The sequence below is a fragment of the Streptomyces sp. NPDC047117 genome (assembly GCF_040643545.1).
Taxonomy (GTDB): Bacteria; Actinomycetota; Actinomycetes; order Streptomycetales; family Streptomycetaceae; genus Streptomyces.
On record NZ_JBEYUN010000016.1, the window covers coordinates 33908 to 53062 of the forward strand.

Below are 19155 nucleotides of genomic sequence, written 5' to 3' on the forward strand. Positions count from 1 at the left end.
GGTCGCACCGTCAGGAGCGGGGCTTGGCTCACCGAGGCCCCGCCTAAGACGTCGGCTAGGTGCGCCGGGTGGCGCCCCGGGGCGATGGAAGCTGGAACGAGAGCAGCGCCGCCCATGATTGGGCCTGACCGGTACACGTAGAGTTATCCGATGAAGCGAAGCCTGTTCGACCTCGCCCGGAAACTGAAGCCGGAGAACGTGAGTCGCGAATTCCGCGACTTCCGTGAAGGTCACGTCTACACCGCCGCGCGCCGCCTGATGGACGAGACATGGTCCGACTTCGCGGACGTCGACCACAGCTTCGTCCGTGAATTCCAGACGGCAGGCTTCTCCGCCCGAGTCCTGGAACTGGCTCTGTTCGCCGCTCTGCAGGAACAGGGCAAGGAACTGGACCGGACCAGTGCTGCTCCGGACTTCGTCGTGCGCGGTGCCACGCCCGTGGCCATTGAGGCGACCACCACGAACCCGCCCCAAGGCCAGGAAGCCGACGACGCTGAGAGCACCGCGGCGGTACGTCGTCTCATACCCGACGACCTCGAAGCCGAGGAAACGGAGTTCGTCTTCCAGGCCGGCAAGGCGCTACGGCGCAAGCTCACCCACCGTGACGCCCAAGGACTCGCCTATTGGGAAAAGCCTCACGTCGACGCAGTGCCCTTCGTGCTGGCCCTGCAGTCCTTCCACAGCCCCCGTGCCCTGTCCCACCCCGTCGGCCCTTTGGCGACCTATCTGTACGGGCTCCGCGACATCGCCACCCGCGACGGTGACGGCTCCCTCGTTTTGAACTCCCAAGTGGTCACGGAACACCGCCGTAGGTACAAGGCGACCCCTCTGCGCAGCGCCCTGTTTGCCCAGCCTGAAGCCGAGCACTTGGCCGCGGTCATTTTCACCAACAGTGCCACTGTCTCGAAGTTCGCCCGTATGGGTACCGAACGTGGATACGGACCGGACGATGTGGCTATGGCCCGCTGCGGCATCATGTATGACCCGGATCCAAACGCGGCTGTGCCCGTGCCGTTTGCCTACGTTGTGGGCGACTACGGGCCGGAGGAGCACGAGACCTTCAGCGAGGGCTTTCACGTGCTGCACAATCCGTGGGCTCGCAACCCTGTAGCCGACGGCGCCCTGGACGGCTTCACTGAGCACCGTCTCCAGCCGGATGGCCGGCTCCTCACCACATATCGCCGGCCCGATTACTTCTTTTCCAAAACCCTGATGTCTCAAGGTGACAACGCCCTGCAGTGGGTTCACTACAAAGCTCAGCAGTACCTGATGGGCATGGCAGGGCACTCGTAGGACCTTGATCGTGTCGTCGCGAAGGCCCGGGAAGTCTTCTGCACTGTGATGTGCACAACGCGATGCCAGTGGGCGCTCGTACGCTGCATGCATGGCTCGTTCCTGGACGCGACTGCATGAGTACCTCGGTGCCCCGCCCGGCCCGCTCAACTTCGACATGATCGCTAGGGCCGCCGCCGACCGGCTGGCCGAATTCGATGACCTGGACTGGAAGGAGCAACTGCCCCAGCCGCCGAGGGATGGCCGCTGGAACGAACTGGCCAAGGACGTCGCAGCGATGGCCAATACCCGCGGCGGTCTGATCATCTACGGAGTACGCGACAAGACCTGCGACCTGGTCGGTATCGACCCCGATGAGGCGAACCCCGACCAGTACGCCCAGTGGGTCCGCAACCACGTCCACCCCTACCTGGCCGACCTCACCTTCACCACTTTCGACTCCCCAGACGGAGCCACCAGCGTCCTTGTGGCCGACGTCCCGGCCAGCCCCATGGCACCTCACCTTGTCTACGGCACCGCTGCCAAGGACAAAGACCAACAGGCCGCTGTCGCCCCCTACCGCGACCGCGATCACACTGCCTGGATGGCCGAACACCAGCTGGAACGCGCCTACCGCGACCGCTTCACCCGCGCCCAGCACGCCGAAGACGAAGCCCAGCGCCTCCTCAAACACGCCCAAGAGACCGCCTTCGTCCACGAGCGAAAGCCTTCGGCCTGGTTTTTCGCCGTAGCCCGCCCCGAGCGCCCGCTGCCGCGTACCGCGCCTCGCCCCGCATCCGATGACGCCTTCGCAGCGGTCAGAACTGCCCAAACTCGCTCCCAGCAGCTAACGGGTAACCCCACAGTCACCGGGGTTCTGTCCGGACTGCTGAGCACCCCACGCCCCGGGCTGCGCTGCTGGGTGATGCAGACCCTCACTCTGGGAGTCGGCCGACAGCTCTACGCCGAGCTGCATCACGACGGCAGCATGGTGCTGGCCGCAGACCTTTCCGGGAAGCTTGCAGACGACGGTTTCCTGCAACCTCCGGAGAACAGCCTCCTGGTCGACCAGGACTACACCGCGGGATGCTGCTGCGACGCCGTCACCATCACCCAGGAACTGGCCCGCTGTCTTGGCGTCGACAGCGCCCTACGCCTCACCGCATCGGTAGCCGCTGCCACGCCCACTGCTCTCGTTCCTGTGACCACTTTCAGCGGCTTCAAGGAAATCCCCGACCGTGCCCGTTACCCGCACCGCGTCCAAACGGTATCGGCACTCCTGAGGCCCATTGACACCGAGGACGTCCTGCGCAGTACCGCGCAGGAGGTCTTCACGGACCTGATGAACCAATTTGGTCTTGACCCACAGCTGTAGCAGCGCTCGTGAGGATCACCGTGTCGTGGGCTCAGTCCCATTTGCTGCCGTCTTCCTTTGCTGGGCAGCGTGAGCAAGCTGGTGGAAGGAGAGCTGCCGGGCTGCGGGTGTCAGGGAGTAGTAAGTGCGTCGACGGCCGCAGTTGTTCTCACCCGCGATACGTCTGAGCCGGTCTTCGGGAGCTTCGAGTTGGCTGTTCAGCCAGCCGTTTTCCTTAAGGCGCTTGAGCTGCTTGAAGACGGTGGTGAACGGTATGCCAGTACCTGCATGGATTTGGGCAGCGTAGGTCCGCTGATTCCGGTTTGCGAAAAGGTGTTGCAGCATCGGGAGCAGTGGCGAGGGGATAGAAAGGTGGTCTGGAACCGGGGTCTGCGAGGACAGCAGGGTCAGCGCACTCCGTTCACCGTCGGCGGCCTTCACTGAGGCGTTGAGTTGTTCCTGGTTTGGCATGGTTTCCATGCGGGCGCCGAGTGCCTTTCGCATGAGCTCTTGCACCTGGTCGCTGTTGAGGTCCTGCAGAAGGGCAATTCCGCGGTGGGTGGGACGCTGAGGCGAGTGGCGGACGGATCGCTCGAACAGGTCGGCGCCGATGGCCTGCTCCAACTGGCCTAACTGCATTGCCAGGGCCCCGGGCGTGAGGTCGCAGTAGTCAGCTGCCGCGGACAGCGTGGGAAACGCCATGTGGACCTGGAAGCGGCGCAGTCGAAGCCATCCGTGCAGGGTTCCTTCGACTGCTGCTCGAATGTCACGAGGCACGGATTCGTCGAGCTTTGCGTGCATGGCGGGCCGACTGTAAACACCGGACGGACGGCGGGGAACACCGAGCTCTTCGAGTCTGTGAAGGACCACGGTGCCGCAGACTCCGGATTCCTCGCCGATATCCTCGGCAGAGCGCGTTCGGTCCAGGTATTGCTCGCGCAGCCAGTCGTCATCGAATTGATGAGGACGCTGTCCGCGTCGAATCGTGATGCCCAGGTCTTTGACGTGCTGCAGCACGCGTTTCAGCACAAGGTTGTGGCTCTTGGCGATGTCGGAGAGGGAAGTGTCGCCTTCCGTGTACTCGCGGTGCAGGTATTCCGGCGTCAGCACCCGTCGCTCCCGCTCACGCAGCCGCCATCTGCCGAGTCCTGAGGTGGTGCAGGTCGCGTTCTGATAGGCCCTTTCCCACACGCTTCGAGCGAGGGGCTCCATGTTTTGCAGGTCGTGAAGCGTCAGTGACTGTAGGAACGAGGAGAGACATTGGTCCAGTTGTTGGTAGACGGTGTCGGTGGCCGCCTGCGCGGCTGTCGGTAGTGCATCGATGTGCTGCTGGGCTTGAAGGATTGGGTGGCGGGTGCCGAGCCGTAAGGGAGAGACGCCGCTCAGATCGGTTCCGCAGACGCTCCGGCGGCCGGTTGCACGCAGGCAGTGCCCTGGCGGATGGCGGTGCACTGACCTGGGCAGGAAGTTGCGGGGTTCGGCCTGACACCCCGGGCAGAGCTGCTGCAGGAGCGCTCGGTGCCTGATGCAGGCGAAGGACCAGGGCAGCCACCAGCGTGTTGGCCAGCGGCCCTGGCTTTCGTGCAGGCACTCGGGACAGAACCGCCAATGGGGTGCGTGAAGACCGAAAAAATTGGTCGGGAGGGCGGCTGCCTCCAGACCGCCCCGGGGCATTTCCAGTTGTTTTTCCAGACGGCTGAGCACCTGTGGCGCCAGCCCGGCGACAAGGTAGTGGGTGCGCGGTGCCCTTGGCAGGTCGAGGGCGTCCACCAGGGAAGACAGTGATGTCCAGCAGCGACGGGCGAGGGCCTCAAGCCAGCTGTCCATGCTCTCGCCGGGCAGGGGGAGCACCCGGATCGGCAGGGTGCGAAGGTCCTTCATGCTGCCCTCTTCTTCGGCCGGCTGGTCAGGCGGCCGGATGCGAGTGCCTGCTGAAGCTCGGTCCGGCCTTGCTCGGCTGCGGCATCGTTCTTCACCTTGTCCAGCAGCCGGGCGTCCAGGCGTTCGGCGCCGGTGCGGACGGCTCGCTGACAACCGCGGTTGATCAATGTCATGAGCGAGCCGATGTGCCCGGTGCTGCGGGCAAACAGGTAGTCGGACAGCTCATCCGCGATCATCCCGGGGTACTTCTCCGCCAGGACGACGCGCTTTTCGACGGCCAGGAGAGTGTTGCGCCAGTCCAGGCGGCCCTCTTCGCCGGAGATGGTGAAGGGAGCCATGTCCAAGCGCGTGGTGCGGCGGCCGGTCTGAGCGAGAACGGAGTCCTCGTAACTGTTGCCCTCGCTGAACAGTCCCTGCTTTTCCAGGCCGACGCCGATCATCAGCAAGGTGACAGGGAACTCGTTGGCGATGTATTTGAAGTGGTTGCTGACCTCGACGCCGTTCTTGTTCCTCCATTTCAAGAAGTGCAGGTCATCGACGATCAGGATTTTGGTCTCGGCGGACAGCACCGAGTCCAGGGCGCGGTAGCCGAACTCCGCTGCGGTGCCGCGGAACCGTCCCGGGTGTCCGTAGTACTCGAGGATGGCACGGTTGAAGTCACGCATTCCGGTGTTGCTGGTCAACCCGACACGGCAGACGGGCCAGCGCTCGTGCCCTTCTTCGGTGTACTTTCCCTCTTCTTGCAGGATGCGGCGGTGCAGTTTCCTCGCGAAGGCGAGCACGGCCGTGGTCTTGCCCAGGCCGGGAAAGGCATCGAGAGCGATGCCGCCCTTTACCTTGTCGCCGTCCTGGTCGTTGCTGTCGAAGATGTCCCAGAGGTCTTCATGGAGCGTTTCCATCTGGGGTGTCTGCAGCGGGCCGAGGTTGGCGTGCCACTTTCGGCGGGTGCGGTTGTATTCGGCAAGAGCTGCTTCGCTGAGGTTTTTCAGTCGGCGACGGGAGAGCTGTTCGGGCTGTTTCCTTGGCGGGGTGGTGGTGAGGCGCTGGAAACCTTCCTTGCGAGAGAGTGTGAGGTGATCCAGCTTGGCGCGGAGGTCGGCTCCCTCGGCGGGCGCTTTGGTCCGGTTACTCGTCATCGACGTCCTTCAAGGCCGAGGCATAGAAGCGGAGTTCCTCATCCAGCTCTTCCAGGCTGTCCGCGTCGTCGTCGCCCATCTCCTGCTCAACTGCGGATTCCAGGGCCGGCGGCGTGGGCTGTTCGGGAAGGGACAGCACGCGGGCGACCGAGGGCAGGGAGTCAACCGGGGCGGTTTCCGGGGCGGGCAGTTCCAGTGCGGTTTGTTCGCGGGAGAGTCGCAGGGCCATGCGCCTCTCGGCCATGGAGTTGCCCAGTCCCAGGTTCCAGCGCTCCAGTAGCAGCGAGACGGCGAGCCGGTCGTCGGGATAGGTGTACTTCTCGGCCGCCAGGCGTCGGGCGAACTGCAGCGCCTCCTCGCTCAGCGGCATCTCCCGGCTCGGGGCGTGCTCCCAGTCCAGGGTGTGCCAGATGCGCTTGTCATCGCGGAAGTAGATGCGGCAGATGTCATCAGGGTCGACGCAGAACGGCAGGCGCCGCTTGGCCAGCTCCGTATGCGAGCCTGCCATGTCCCGAAGGCCGTTCAGGCCCCCACCGTTGTAGCGGCGTCTGTCGATCTCCACGCCGTAGTGCTGCACCGTCCGTAGCTTGACCTCCAAGAACTCAAAGGCCAGGTTCGGGTCCCGCGGCACCTCGATGTAGCCGGCCCGGGCGAGCCCGTGCTCGAACATCCTCGCCGGCGACAGTTGCAGCCTCGGCAGATGCGGGTCGACCAGCCCCTCGTGCGGCCTGCGGTGATAGGTCACCGCGACCCACTCGCGGATGAAGGCCTCCAACTCGTGCAGGAAGAAGAAGGCATCCTTCTCCGGATTCAGTCCGCGCGAGTGGATGTCGGGGCCCTTGTAGCCGGGCAGCAGCTGCAGCGCATCCTCGCGCAGGGTCCGGAAGAACCTCTCGATCGGGCCCTTGTCCCGGCCCGTCCGTAGACGGGCCGGCTGGATGGAGATGCCCTGCCGCTGGCAGACGCTGGTCAGATGCTCCGAGAGGTAGATCTTGCCGTGGTCGACCACGAGCGTCTCCGGCGCCAGCGCCGGGCCGACCGCCCCGGTGATCGGCCCGTGGGCCGCCTCGAGATCGACCACCACCCCTCGAGGAATGCCGTGATCAGGCCAGGCCGCCTCCTGCGGCCATGGTGCCGGGACGGGCCGCGGTCGGTAGGTCTGGAACAGCACCGCCGCCGCATCCACGGCCTTGGTCGAGACCGGGGTGACCCGGATGCCGGTGATGCAGCGGGTGTACCAGTCCATCGCGACGGTCAGCTCCGCCTGCACCCATTTCAGGGTGACCGGGTCCAGCGCGAAGACGTCCAGCCGCGTGGTGTCCATCAGCACGTACTCGCCCGGCCGGGTGGGCCGCAGCTTCCCGTAGGCCTCGTCAGGGCGGTCAGCGATGTCCCGGTTGCGCTTGGCGCTGAGCCGGAACGTCGGCTGCCGACGTTCGAGCTCCTGCATCCACCGGTAACCCGCCGTCCGCTTGGGCAACGGCACCTCATCGGGCCCGAACTCCCGCTCCAGACGGGCCGCGATTCGTTCCAGTACTAGCTTGATCGAAGGGCGGGATTCCTCCTGATATTCGCCGAGCACCTCCTTGGCCATGTCCACCCAGCGCGGATCGGCGTTGGCCAGGCCCCCCTCGCTCTGGGTTGACTTCGGCGCCAGGCCGGCCTCTCCGTTCTCCTGATAAGCCTGAGCCCAGCGCTCCATCGTCCGCGGGGTTACTCCCAATTCGCTGGCCTTGGCTGCATAGCGCTTCTTCAGCGGCTGGTCGGGGGCGTAGGGGGCGCGGGGCTCCTTCGGCCCAGCCAGTTCCTCGGCCCCGGACCGGTAACCCGTAAGCATCTCCCGGACGTGCCCGGCCCGCTCCAGGACTTCCCTTCTCTGTGCCTGGGTCAGCCGGGCCAGCACCACAGCGGCCAATTCGCTGTCGTCGGCGGCCGGCCCCTTGTCCCTGGGAATGACCTGAGCGCGTTCGGAGGTCAGCAGTTCACGCACGCCCATGCGCATCAACCGGCCGCGGGCGTCCTTGAGAATGACCTCCATGCCGGTGGCCAGGCTCGCGAAGTCCACGACCTCCACTGTCTCGCCGTCGAGCCGGAAATGCGTCCCGACGCCCAGCCGCGTCCCGGCCCCGCTCACGCGCCCCTCCTCAACACGTGCTTCATGCTGAGCGGGCGCCTAAGATCCGTCCGCACGTGCCCGGTCCACAACAGGTGCAGCACCACCGGTTTCATCCGCCGCGGATCCTCCGGCAGCAGCCGGACCGCCTCTCCCACCGACCTTCCGTCCAGTTCCTGGCCCCGCAGCCCCTCCAGCAGCGAGGTGTTGATCAGCCAGTCGCGGCGATAGCCGGCGAGGAAGCGGACGTTCTCCAGCTCGTGCGGCGGCGGTTCGCTCCAGACCTCATAGCGCCAGCCCCGCGATCTCACCGCCTCCTCCGTCCACGCGAACGTGAACGCGACCTCAGGCCGCTCCAGCCGGTGTCGGGGTTTGACGTCCACTACCACTGGGCCGTCATCGGTCAGCAGCAAGTAGTCCGGGATGTGCCGCCGCAGCTTGCCCTGCACCTCGGCCTTGAGCAGAAACGGCTGAGCGATGATCTGCCGCACCTCCGGGGCGAAATCCGCGAACAGCAATCGCCCCAGCTCCAGCCGCGACTCATAGATCACATGGTCGCCTACCGTCGCTGACCAGTACGTGCCCGAGTAGTGCCTCTGTCCCTTGTACCAGCGGAACGTGCGCCACGGCCGGGCGCTCCGCAGGAGAGCGAGCGGCGCGGTTGCCCACTCCCGCTCCTCTATCAGACCCTCGTTGGACTTCCGGACGCTCACGTGCACCGACCTGGCCAGATCGGCTGTGCTCATTGGTCCCCCAACAGCGCGTTGACAGGCACGACTTGATCGCCGCCGAACGCTGCTGGCATGCCCCGGCCATCCTCATCCATGACGGCCGGAGCAGCCCCGTACACAAAGGGGGGAACTATCGGAGCAGGAGGCGCGAATCCCGCTAGCATGTCGTATGCGACATCGGGACGACACGGCCGCGCGGAATGCGACACGCGCCGCGGGATCCTACAGCCGCTCAGCCCCCGTACGCCCCGCTGGCCGTCAGGCGCAGGGCCGTGTCGATCAGCGGGACGTGGCTGAACGCCTGCGGGAAGTTGCCCACCTGGCGGCCGGACTCGGAGTCCCACTCCTCGGCCAGCAGCCCCAGGTCGTTGCGGAGCGAGAGCAGCTTCTCGAAGAGCTTGCGGGCCTCCTCGACCCGGCCGATCATCGCCAGGTCGTCGGCGAGCCAGAACGAGCAGGCCAGGAACGCGCCCTCGTCGCCCTCCAGGCCGTCCACGTTCTCCTCGCCGGCGTCGGCGGAGGTGGGGTAGCGCATGATGAAGCCGTCGGGCGTGGCCAGCTCCCGCTGGATCGCCTCGATCGTGCCGATGACGCGCTTGTCGTCCGGCGGCAGGAAGCCCATCTGCGGGATGAGCAGCAGCGAGGCGTCCAGCTCCTTGGAGCCGTAGGACTGGGTGAAGGTGTTGCGCTCCGGGTCGTAGCCCTTCTCGCACACGTCCCGGTGGATCGTGTCGCGCAGCTCCTTCCAGCGCTCCAGCGGGCCCTCGACGTCCCCGGACTCCATCAGCTTGATGGTGCGGTCCACCGCGACCCAGGTCATGACCTTGGAGTGCACGAAGTGCCGGCGCGGCCCGCGGACCTCCCAGATGCCCTCGTCCGGCTCGTCCCAGTGCTGCTCCACCCAGCGGATCAGCTTCAGCTGGAGCAGTGAGGCGTAGTCGTTGCGGGCCAGGCCCGTCATGTGGGCGAGGTGCAGCGCCTCGATGACCTCGCCGTACACGTCCAGCTGGAGCTGGCCGGCGGCGCCGTTGCCGACCCGGACCGGCTGCGAGTTCTCGTACCCCGGCAGCCAGGTCAGCTCGTTCTCACCCAGCTCCCGCTCGCCGGCGATGCCGTACATGATCTGCAGGTTCTCCGGGTCGCCCGCCACCGCGCGGAGCAGCCACTCGCGCCAGGCGCGTGCCTCGTCGCGGTAGCCGGTGCGCAGCAGCGAGGAGAGCGTGATCGCGGCGTCCCGGAGCCAGGTGAAGCGGTAGTCCCAGTTGCGGGAGCCGCCGATGTCCTCGGGGAGGGAGGTGGTGGGGGCCGCGACGATGCCGCCGGTCGGCGCGTACGTCAGCGCCTTCAGCGTGATCAGCGAGCGGATCACCGCGTCCCGGTAGGGGCCGTGGTACGTGCACTGCGCGACCCACTCGCGCCAGAAGTCCTCGGTGGCGGCGAGCGCGTTCTCCGGCTCGGGCAGCGGCGGCTGCTCGTGGTGCGAGGGCTGCCAGCTCATGGTGAACGTGATCCGCTGCCCGGCCTCGACCGCGAAGTCGGAGTATGTCGTCAGGTCCTCGCCGTGGGTCTCGGCCGTGGTGTCGAACCACACCGAGTCCGGGCCCGCGACCGCGGCCGTGCGGCCGTCGACCTGGTGCACCCACGGCACCACCCAGCCGTAGGAGAAACGCATCCGCAGCGAGGAGCGCATCGGCACCCGGCCGCTGACGCCTTCCACGATGCGGATCAGCTGCGGGGCGCCCTCGCGCGGCGGCATGAAGTCGATCACGCGCACCGTGCCGTCGGGGGTTTCCCACTCCGACTCCAGGATCAGCGAGTCGCCGCGGTACCGGCGGCGGTCGGAGGGTGCCGGATCGCCTTCCGCTTCCGCGGCCGGACCCAGCCGCCAGAAGCCGTGCTCCTCGGTGCCGAGGAGGCCCGCGAAGACCGCGGGCGAGTCGAACCGGGGGAGGCACAGCCAGTCGACCGTGCCGTCCCGGCAGACGAGTGCGGCGGTCTGCATGTCGCCGATGAGTGCGTAGTCCTCGATGCGCCCGGCCACGTACAACTCCCGTTCGAACTGGGGTGACGCCCCCCGTGGGACGTGTCGGTCTTCCGTCCTGCTCCGTTGAAAACCCCGCCGAGCTGCTGGTCCGGTGTGCGGGTCGGGACGGTGCCGTGCCGGACGGCTCTGCGCGAGTGCCCGAGCAGGATACGACGCGTACGGAAGATCCGCGCGGCCCTCCGCTTTCCGGGGCTGGGCCGAACGGGTGGCCTCCGTCACGTCGGGCCCCGGATACGGGGAGCGATGCATTCCGCCCCGCGCGGGCGGGAGCGACCACGCTCCGTCGCTGATAGCCTGGTACCCCGTGGACCGGTGGGCCGGAAGAAAGACCCGGAACCCCCCGACCGCAGCGACGGCACCCCGTGGAATCCGGGATCGCGCCGCTCCGCTTTTCACCTCGCGACCCACGGGAGCTTCCTCTTGGCCATGCCGCCCAAATCCTCGACGACCAAGCACATCTTCGTCACCGGGGGCGTTGCGTCCTCGCTCGGCAAGGGGCTCACCGCCTCCAGCCTGGGTGCGCTCCTCAAGGCGCGGGGCCTGCGGGTCACGATGCAGAAGCTGGACCCGTACCTCAACGTCGACCCCGGCACGATGAACCCCTTCCAGCACGGCGAGGTGTTCGTCACCAACGACGGCGCCGAGACCGACCTGGACATCGGCCACTACGAGCGCTTCCTGGACGTCGACCTCGACGGCTCCGCGAACGTCACCACCGGCCAGGTCTACTCCACCGTGATCGCCAAGGAGCGGCGCGGCGAGTACCTGGGCGACACCGTGCAGGTCATCCCGCACATCACCAACGAGATCAAGCACCGCATCCGGCGGATGGCGACCGAGGACGTCGACGTCGTCATCACCGAGGTCGGCGGCACGGTCGGCGACATCGAGTCGCTGCCGTTCCTGGAGACCGTGCGTCAGGTCCGCCACGAGGTCGGCCGGGACAACGTCTTCGTCGTGCACATCTCGCTGCTCCCGTACATCGGTCCCTCCGGCGAGCTGAAGACCAAGCCGACCCAGCACTCCGTCGCCGCGCTGCGCAACATCGGCATCCAGCCCGACGCGATCGTGCTGCGCGCCGACCGCGAGGTCCCCGTCTCCATCAAGCGCAAGATCTCGCTGATGTGCGACGTGGACGAGGCCGCCGTGGTGGCCTGCAAGGACGCGCCGTCGATCTACGACATCCCCAAGGTGCTGCACACCGAGGGCCTGGACGCCTACGTCGTCCGCAAGCTGGACCTGCCGTTCCGTGACGTGGCCTGGGCCCAGTGGGAGGACCTGCTGGACCGCGTCCACAACCCGGACCACGAGGTCAAGGTCGCGCTGGTCGGCAAGTACATCGACCTGCCCGACGCCTACCTCTCGGTCTCCGAGGCGATGCGGGCCGGCGGCTTCGCCAACCGCGCCCGCGTGAAGATCAAGTGGGTCACCTCGGACGACTGCCGCACCCCGGCCGGCGCCCAGGCGCAGCTCGGCGACTGCGACGCCATTCTGATCCCCGGCGGCTTCGGCGAGCGCGGCGTGGAGGGCAAGCTGGAGGCCATCACCTACGCCCGCGAGAACAAGGTCCCGCTGCTGGGCATCTGCCTGGGCCTGCAGTGCGTCGTCATCGAGGCGGCGCGCAGCCTGGCGGGCGTCAAGGGCGCGAACTCCACCGAGTTCGACCCGGCGGCGGCCGACCCGGTCATCTCGACCATGGCCGAGCAGCTGGACATCGTCGCCGGCGAGGGCGACATGGGCGGCACGATGCGGCTCGGCATGTACCCGGCCAAGCTCGCCGAGGGCTCCATCGTCCGCGAGGTCTACGGTGACGAGCAGTACGTCGAGGAGCGCCACCGCCACCGCTACGAGGTCAACAACTCCTACCGCGGTGAGCTGGAGAAGAAGGCGGGCCTGCTGTTCTCCGGCGTCTCCCCGGACAACAAGCTGGTGGAGTACGTCGAGTACCCGCGCGAGGTGCACCCCTACCTGGTCGCCACGCAGGCGCACCCGGAGCTGCGCTCCCGCCCGACCCGCCCGCACCCGCTCTTCGCGGGCCTGGTGAAGGCGGCCGTCGAGCGGAAGACCGGCAAGGCCGCCGGTAAGTAGGGAACCGGCCGACCGATACGGTTACCGGGGTGCGGGCTTTGCGGCCCGTACCCCGGTTTCTGCTTGTTTGGGAGGATGCGCATGGCCATCAAGGACACCCCGGAGGAGTGGCGGATCACCGCGACGGCGACCCCGTTCACCGGCAACAAGACCAGCGTCCGCACGGACGAGGTCGTCATGCCGGACGGGTCCACCGTGAAGCGGGACTACCAGGTCCACCCCGGCTCGGTGGCCGTTCTGGCCCTGGACGGCGAGGGCAGGGCCCTGGTGCTGCGCCAGTACCGGCACCCGGTACGGCACAAGCTCTGGGAGATCCCGGCCGGCCTGCTGGACATCCCGGGCGAGAACCCGCTGCACGCCGCCCAGCGCGAGCTGTACGAGGAGGCGCACGTCAAGGCCGAGGACTGGCGGGTGCTGACCGACGTCTACACCACGCCCGGCGGCTGCGACGAGGCCGTGCGGATCTTCCTGGCCCGCGGCCTGTCCGAGGCGGAGGGCGAGCGCTTCGAGGTCGAGGAGGAAGAGGCCGACATGGAGCTGGCGCGGGTGCCGGTCGCCGACCTCGCGCGCGGCGTGCTGGCGGGCGAGCTGCACAACAACTGCCTGGTCGTCGGCGTGCTGTCGCTGCTGGCCGCGCAGTCGGGTGACGGCCTGGACGCGCTGCGCCCGGCCGAGGCGCCCTGGCCGGCCCGCCCGTTCCGGGCGTGACGCCGGGCCCGTTCCCGGCTCCGTTCCCGGAGTGACGGAAGGTCCCGGGGAGCACCGCGGGACCTTACCGGAATCTTGTCTCCCATTTTTGTCAGATTTACGCGGTATGTCCGCCGTGATCCACGCCTCCCGTGAACTACGCTCGACAAATCCCGGCCGTACAGGCGGCCGGCTCGTACGCGCGCAAGTGAACGGGAGCGTGGCCCGTGGCGGAGCAGGCGGTGGACACCGGACGGTCGGTGACGGCGTCGGGGGCCGGACGAAGAGGAGCGGGCCGGACCGGCGCCCCGGCGGCCGCCCCGCCGGCACCCTTCTTCGCCGGCCGCAGCCGCGAACTGGCCGCCCTGCGCAGCGACATCGAACGCGCCGGACTGGACACCCTCTCCGGCCGCAAGGGCGCCCGCAGCCGGGTGCTGCTGATCGCCGGCCGGCCCGGATCGGGCCGCAGCGCCCTGGCCGCCGAACTCGCCCGGCAGCTGGCCGGCGACTACCCGGACGGCGTGCTGCGCTGCCGGCTGAGCACCATCGACAACCGGCCCGTGCCCACCGCATCCGTCGCCCGTGACCTGCTCACCCAGCTCGGCGAGCGGGTGCCGGCCGGCGCGGAGGAGGACGAGCTGACCGAGGCGCTGCGCGGCGCGCTGGCCGACCGCCGCGCCCTGCTCCTGCTGGACGACGCGGCCGGCGCCGAGCAGGTCGACCCGCTGCTGCCGGACGCCCCGGGCTGCCTGGTCCTCGGCGTCTCCGAGGGACCGCTGACCGGCATCACCGACGTACGGCCCTGCACCCTCGGCGGCCTGGACACCGCGGCCGGGGTGGAGATCCTCACCCGGTACGCGGGCAGCGTCCGGATCACCGTCGACCCGCGCACCGCCGAGCAGGTCGTCCAGGACTGCGGCGGCCAGCCCGCCGCCCTGGTACTGGCCGGCGGCTGGCTCGCGACCCACCCCAAGTCCTCCCTCTCCGACCTGCGGCGGACGCTGTTCCTGCTGCCGCCCGGCGAGGAGGACGCGGTACCGGTGCCCCGCTCGCTGTCCCGCGCCTTCCGGATGGCGTACGAAGGGCTGCCGGCGCCCGCCGCCCGCATACTGCGGCTGCTCTCGCTCGCCCCGGCCGGCCTCGTCGACGCGCACACGGCGTCCGCGCTGGCCGGCTGCTCGGTGGAGGCCGCCGAATCCACCCTGCGGGACTTCGCGGCCATGGGAGCGCTCCGACCAGTGGTGCCGGAGGGCGCCGCCGGGGGCGGGGACACCTCGGCCGACGGGCCCGACCCGATGGCGGCGCTCCCGCCGCAGTACCGGGTGCCCGGCTGCCTCGCGCCGCTGCTGCGCGCCCGCCTCCAGGCCCACGAGCGCCCCGCCGAGATCCAGCTCTCCCGCGCCCGGATGCTGGAGCGGACCGTACGGCAGCTGATCTCCTGCCGGGCGATGGGGGAGCCCGCCGGGTCCCCGGCCCGCGAGCGGACCTCGGGGCTGCCGCGGTCGCTGCGCTTCGGGTCCGTCCCCGAGGCCGCGGCCTGGCTGCGCACCCGCCGCCCGGCCCTGCTGGACTCGGCCCGGATCGCCGTCGCGGACGGTGAGCTGGACACGCTGGACCGGCGGCTGATGGCCGCGCTGGTACGGGCGCTGCTCGCCCACGAGAGCGCCGAGTCGGCGGCCCCCGACCTGTACGGGCTGCACCTCCTGGTCCTGGAGGTCGCCGAGCGGCGCTCCCTGGCCCGGGAGAAGGCCGCGGCGCTGCTGAACCTCGGCGACCTGGACGCCCAGTCCGGCCGGTCGGAGAAGGCGCTGATCCGGTACCGGGGCGCGCTGGAGTCGGCCCGTGCGGTGAAGGACGCGGTGGCGACCGGCCGCGCGCTGGAGTCGCTGGGCGCCACGTACGCCGAGCTGGCGGACTGGCAGCGGGCCGCCGACTGGTACGGGCGGGCGCTGGAGCTGCGGCTCTCCCGCGGCCACACGGCCGAGGCGGCCCGGCTGCACGGCCGGCTGGGCTCGGTGCACACGCAGGCGGGCCGCTGGGCCGAGGCGCTCCGCGAGTGGCGGGCCGCACACGGGGCGTACCGCAGGGCCGGTGACGCCGTGGGGCTGGCGCGCGCGATGGGGGAGACGGCGCGGGTGCAGGAGTACGCCGGGCGGCCCGAGCAGGCGCTGCGGACCTGCTTCGAGGCGCTGGAGCTGGCCAGGAAGGCGGCGGACGGGCGGCTGGAGGCGGCGCTCCAGCTGCGGATTGCGGACACCTTCGAACGGCTCGGCGATCCTGCGGCGGCAAGGCTGCACAGGGGCCTGGGGGAGGGTCTCCTCGCCGATCACCCGGCCTGACCTACGAAATCGGTGGCGGTTCACGAAAAACTAATTGCTTTGCAAGGCTAGACAACAAGAGCTCCTTCAATAGACTGGCAGAGCCGCGGCTCTCGCGGTCACATCCGTCATGCGTCTGTATGAGCGGATATTTCTCTGCAAGCTCTCATTCAAGGACCGTGATCGACGTGAAGGTCGGCATCCCCCGCGAGGTCAAGAACAACGAGTTCCGGGTGGCTATCACGCCTGCCGGTGTCCACGAGCTCGTCCGCAACGGCCACCAGGTCTTCGTCGAGAAGGACGCCGGGCTCGGCTCCTCCATCACCAACGAGGAGTACGTCGGCGCCGGCGCGAACATCCTCGGCACCGCCGACGAGGTGTGGGCCACCGCCGACCTGCTGCTGAAGGTCAAGGAGCCCATCGCCGAGGAGTACCACCGGCTCCGCAAGGACCAGACGCTCTTCACCTACCTGCACCTGGCGGCCTCCCGCGAGTGCACGGACGCCCTGCTGGAGTCCGGCACCACCGCGATCGCCTACGAGACCGTCGAGACCGCCAACCGCGCGCTGCCGCTGCTGGCCCCGATGTCCGAGGTCGCGGGCCGCATCGCCCCGCAGGTCGGCGCGTACCACCTGATGCGCCAGGCCGGCGGCCGCGGCGTGCTGCCCGGCGGCGTCCCCGGCGTCCACGCGGGCAAGGCCGTCGTCATCGGCGGTGGCGTCTCCGGCTGGAACGCCGTGCAGATCGCCGTGGGCCTCGGCTTCCACGTCACGCTGCTCGACAAGGACATCAACAAGCTCCGCGAGGCGGACAAGATCTTCGGCACCAAGGTGCAGACGATCGTCTCCAACGCCTTCGAGCTGGAGAAGGCCGTCGTCGAGGCCGACCTCGTCGTCGGTGCCGTCCTCATCCCGGGCGCCAAGGCCCCGAAGCTGGTCACCAACGAGCTCGTCGCCAAGATGAAGCCCGGAAGTGTCCTTGTCGACATCGCGATCGACCAGGGCGGCTGCTTCGAGGACTCGCGTCCGACCACGCACGCCGAGCCGACCTTCCAGGTCCACAACTCGGTCTTCTACTGCGTCGCCAACATGCCGGGCGCGGTGCCGAACACCTCCACCCACGCGCTCACCAACGCGACGCTGCCCTACATCGTCGAGCTGGCCAACCGCGGCTGGGTCGAGGCGCTCCGCCGGGACGCCGCGCTGGCCAAGGGCCTCAACACCCACGACGGCAAGGTCGTCTACGCCGAGGTCGCCGAGGCGCACGGCCTGGAGTCCGTCGAGCTGAGCACGCTGCTCGGCTGATTCGTCAACACGGCGCGTCAACACCACGCGCACGGCCGGGCCTTGAGACTTTCGGGCCCGGCCGGTCGCGTTTGCGACAGATTTCCGAACCCGTCCGTGACGGGCCTCCGCCGAGCCCTCCGCAACTCGTAACGAACGTCTCTCTTCGACCCTTTCGCACACCCCCGAAACCTCACGGATGTGTGCCGCGCGCCCTTGACATCGGGGTGTTCCATTGCCGACACATCGTGCCGGGTCCGGTGGATTGTGTTGCTGCGGACGCCCGACACGCCATAGAGTCGCCAACCGTCGGCATGGTGTCACGCTGACCTATCGATAAGTTTCCTGGTCACATCCAAGGAGGTAAGACGACTTGTGAATGAGTCGACATTTACTCCCGGAGGTGGTCGACCAGGAGCGGTTGCACGGGGCCAGGGTCCCTCGGGGCACGAGGCTGTCGGCTCCGTCGCTGTCCACACCTTCGCAGCCCAGAAGAGCATGACGACGACAGCCCACCAGAGCATGGACGGCCATCAAGTGAACGCCATGGCCGGCGACCAGGGCGGCACAGACCCGGCCCGCTTCGCCGACTACGACGACCTGCCCGAGGGGCACTTCTACGATCCGGACGCGGAGTACGAGCCGGACCCCGAGTACGCGGCGACGCTCGCGCCGGACGCCGCGCGCCAGCGCCGCGAGCGCATCGGCCCGACCGGCCGGCCCCTTCCCTACTTCCCGATCCCCGGGCCGCTTTCCGAGCACGGCCCGGCGAAGATCATCGCGATGTGCAACCAGAAGGGCGGGGTCGGCAAGACGACCTCGACCATCAACCTGGGTGCCGCGCTCGCCGAGTACGGCCGCCGGGTGCTGCTGGTCGACTTCGACCCGCAGGGCGCCCTCTCGGTCGGCCTCGGTGTCAACCCCATGGAGCTGGACCTGACGGTCTACAACCTGCTCATGGAGCGGGGCATGTCGGCCGACGAGGTACTGCTGAAGACCGCGGTCCCCAACATGGACCTGCTCCCCAGCAATATCGATTTGTCAGCCGCTGAGGTGCAGCTCGTCAGCGAGGTGGCCCGTGAGTCGACCCTCCAGCGCGCCCTGAAGCCGCTGCTGGCCGACTACGACTACATCGTCATCGACTGCCAGCCCTCGCTCGGTCTGCTGACCGTCAACGCGCTGACGGCGGCTCACAAGGTCATCGTCCCGCTGGAGTGCGAGTTCTTCGCGCTGCGCGGTGTCGCGCTGCTGACCGAGACGATCGAGAAGGTCCAGGAGCGGCTCAACCCCGACCTGGAGCTGGACGGCATCCTCGCCACGATGTACGACTCGCGCACCGTGCACAGCCGCGAGGTCCTGGCGCGCGTGGTGGAGGCCTTCGACGATCACGTGTACCACACCGTGATCGGCCGGACGGTCCGCTTCCCCGAGACCACGGTCGCGGGCGAGCCGATCACCACGTACGCCTCCAACTCCGTGGGTGCCGCCGCCTACCGTCAGCTCGCCAGGGAGGTGCTCGCCCGGTGTCACGCCGAGTGAGTCTGCCCGGCGCCGATGAGCTGTTCCGCACCACCGGGGGGACGGCGCTGCAGTCCTCCTCGCCCCGCCGGCCGGCGAACGGCACCCCCGCGAACGGCGAGGTGCCCCGGGTGCCCGCGCCGGGCGGCGAGGCCGACCCGGCCGCGCCGCAGCAGGGCAGCGCCGCGCAGCGCCGTCCGGAGGGCGAACCCGCTGCCGCGGCTTCCGGGGCCGCGGCGCCCGCGGAGCAGCACAGCGGTCGCGACACGGCCGACGAGGCCGCCAAGGAGCGCCGCCGGCAGGAGGCCGCTGCCGCGGGGGCGCAGGCCTCGGGAAGCCCTGCCCGGCGACGCGGCAGGGGCGCGAACCGCCGTCCCAGCGGCCGGGAACGGCACGACGAGAAGATCACCGTCTACGTCTCCGCCGAGGAGCTGATGGACCTGGAGCACGCGCGCCTGGTCCTGCGCGGCGAACACGGGCTCGCGGTGGACCGCGGCCGGATCGTCCGGGAGGCCGTCGCGGTCGTCCTGGCGGACCTGGAGTCCCGTGGGGACGCCAGCATCCTCGTGCGGCGTCTGAGGGGCCGCTGAGCGGCTCCTGAGGGCCATGCTGCGGAACTCCGGCCGCCCGGGCGGCCGGGTCCGCGCCCGCCGGGCCCCGGCGGGTTAGCCTTCCGGCACCGGCGGGTGCCGCCCGCCGGTGACCAGCCCGGCGCCGTGCGCGGCACGGG

The 19155-nt window shown here is 68.9% G+C and carries 13 protein-coding genes; 8 read left to right on the forward strand and 5 right to left on the reverse strand.

The features are described 5' to 3' along the window. Nucleotides 1-150: 150 nt before the first annotated feature. Together ABZ840_RS27380 and ABZ840_RS27385 are read left to right on the forward strand one after the other, a co-directional pair. A complete protein-coding gene (locus tag ABZ840_RS27380; protein WP_361563219.1) occupies nt 151-1293 on the forward strand; it encodes a hypothetical protein in 1143 nt (380 codons plus the stop codon). A 91-nt stretch (nt 1294-1384) separates the two neighbouring features. Continuing rightward, the gene (locus ABZ840_RS27385) at nt 1385-2647 is read left to right on the forward strand and encodes an ATP-binding protein (RefSeq protein ID WP_361563222.1); all 1263 of its coding nucleotides are present in this window, start codon (nt 1385-1387) and stop codon (nt 2645-2647) included. 15 nt (nt 2648-2662) lie between these two features. On the opposite strand, the gene ABZ840_RS27390 is transcribed toward ABZ840_RS27385, so the two are convergent. The 5 genes from ABZ840_RS27390 to ABZ840_RS27410 form a co-directional block, all read right to left on the reverse strand. Beyond that, on the reverse strand, nt 2663-4507 hold the full coding sequence (locus tag ABZ840_RS27390) for a TniQ family protein (protein ID WP_361563225.1): 1845 nt from the start codon (nt 4505-4507) through the stop codon (nt 2663-2665). Next, nucleotides 4504-5643 (reverse strand): AAA family ATPase, encoded by a 1140-nt coding sequence (locus ABZ840_RS27395; protein ID WP_361563228.1) that lies wholly within the window; start codon nt 5641-5643, stop codon nt 4504-4506. Before ABZ840_RS27395 ends, ABZ840_RS27390 begins: the two co-directional genes overlap by 4 nt. Continuing rightward, nucleotides 5633-7777, reverse strand: a complete 2145-nt coding sequence (locus ABZ840_RS27400; protein WP_361563231.1) for a transposase — start codon at nt 7775-7777, stop codon at nt 5633-5635. Before ABZ840_RS27400 ends, ABZ840_RS27395 begins: the two co-directional genes overlap by 11 nt. Then, nucleotides 7774-8502, reverse strand: coding sequence for a TnsA-like heteromeric transposase endonuclease subunit (locus ABZ840_RS27405; RefSeq protein WP_361563234.1), 729 nt, complete (start codon nt 8500-8502; stop codon nt 7774-7776). Before ABZ840_RS27405 ends, ABZ840_RS27400 begins: the two co-directional genes overlap by 4 nt. 217 nt (nt 8503-8719) lie before the next feature. Beyond that, complete coding sequence (locus ABZ840_RS27410; protein ID WP_361563237.1) at nt 8720-10528, reverse strand: glycoside hydrolase family 15 protein; 1809 nt, start codon at nt 10526-10528, stop codon at nt 8720-8722. 429 nt (nt 10529-10957) lie between these two features. Here ABZ840_RS27410 and ABZ840_RS27415 point away from each other — a divergent pair, with 429 nt between their 5' ends. The 6 genes from ABZ840_RS27415 (at nt 10958) to ABZ840_RS27440 (ending at nt 19015) form a co-directional block, all read left to right on the forward strand. Beyond that, nucleotides 10958-12619 carry a CTP synthase gene (locus tag ABZ840_RS27415; RefSeq protein ID WP_361563240.1) on the forward strand — a complete coding sequence of 554 codons (1662 nt, stop codon included), beginning with the start codon at nt 10958-10960 and terminating at the stop codon, nt 12617-12619. Nucleotides 12620-12700: 81 nt separating this feature from the next. Further along, nucleotides 12701-13327 (forward strand): NUDIX hydrolase, encoded by a 627-nt coding sequence (locus ABZ840_RS27420; protein ID WP_361563243.1) that lies wholly within the window; start codon nt 12701-12703, stop codon nt 13325-13327. Nucleotides 13328-13533: 206 nt separating this feature from the next. Beyond that, nucleotides 13534-15645 carry a tetratricopeptide repeat protein gene (locus ABZ840_RS27425; protein WP_361563246.1) on the forward strand — a complete coding sequence of 704 codons (2112 nt, stop codon included), beginning with the start codon at nt 13534-13536 and terminating at the stop codon, nt 15643-15645. A 167-nt stretch (nt 15646-15812) separates the two neighbouring features. Then, on the forward strand, nt 15813-16928 hold the full coding sequence (ald, locus tag ABZ840_RS27430; protein ID WP_361563597.1) for an alanine dehydrogenase: 1116 nt from the start codon (nt 15813-15815) through the stop codon (nt 16926-16928). 354 nt (nt 16929-17282) lie between these two features. Next, nucleotides 17283-18446 carry a ParA family protein gene (locus ABZ840_RS27435; protein ID WP_361563249.1) on the forward strand — a complete coding sequence of 388 codons (1164 nt, stop codon included), beginning with the start codon at nt 17283-17285 and terminating at the stop codon, nt 18444-18446. After that, complete coding sequence (locus tag ABZ840_RS27440) at nt 18443-19015, forward strand: hypothetical protein (protein ID WP_361563600.1); 573 nt, start codon at nt 18443-18445, stop codon at nt 19013-19015. Before ABZ840_RS27435 ends, ABZ840_RS27440 begins: the two co-directional genes overlap by 4 nt. Nucleotides 19016-19155: the final 140 nt, after the last annotated feature.

Bases quoted from the DNA above. Each gene is read 5' to 3' on its own strand.
- ABZ840_RS27380 (WP_361563219.1), top strand. From the start codon at position 151: ATGAAGCGAAGCCTGTTCGACCTCGCCCGGAAACTGAAGCCGGAGAAC.
- ABZ840_RS27385 (WP_361563222.1), top strand. From the start codon at position 1,385: ATGGCTCGTTCCTGGACGCGACTGCATGAGTACCTCGGTGCCCCGCCC.
- ABZ840_RS27390 (WP_361563225.1), bottom strand. From the start codon at position 4,507: ATGAAGGACCTTCGCACCCTGCCGATCCGGGTGCTCCCCCTGCCCGGC.
- ABZ840_RS27395 (WP_361563228.1), bottom strand. From the start codon at position 5,643: ATGACGAGTAACCGGACCAAAGCGCCCGCCGAGGGAGCCGACCTCCGC.
- ABZ840_RS27405 (WP_361563234.1), bottom strand. From the start codon at position 8,502: ATGAGCACAGCCGATCTGGCCAGGTCGGTGCACGTGAGCGTCCGGAAG.
- ABZ840_RS27415 (WP_361563240.1), top strand. From the start codon at position 10,958: ATGCCGCCCAAATCCTCGACGACCAAGCACATCTTCGTCACCGGGGGC.
- ABZ840_RS27420 (WP_361563243.1), top strand. From the start codon at position 12,701: ATGGCCATCAAGGACACCCCGGAGGAGTGGCGGATCACCGCGACGGCG.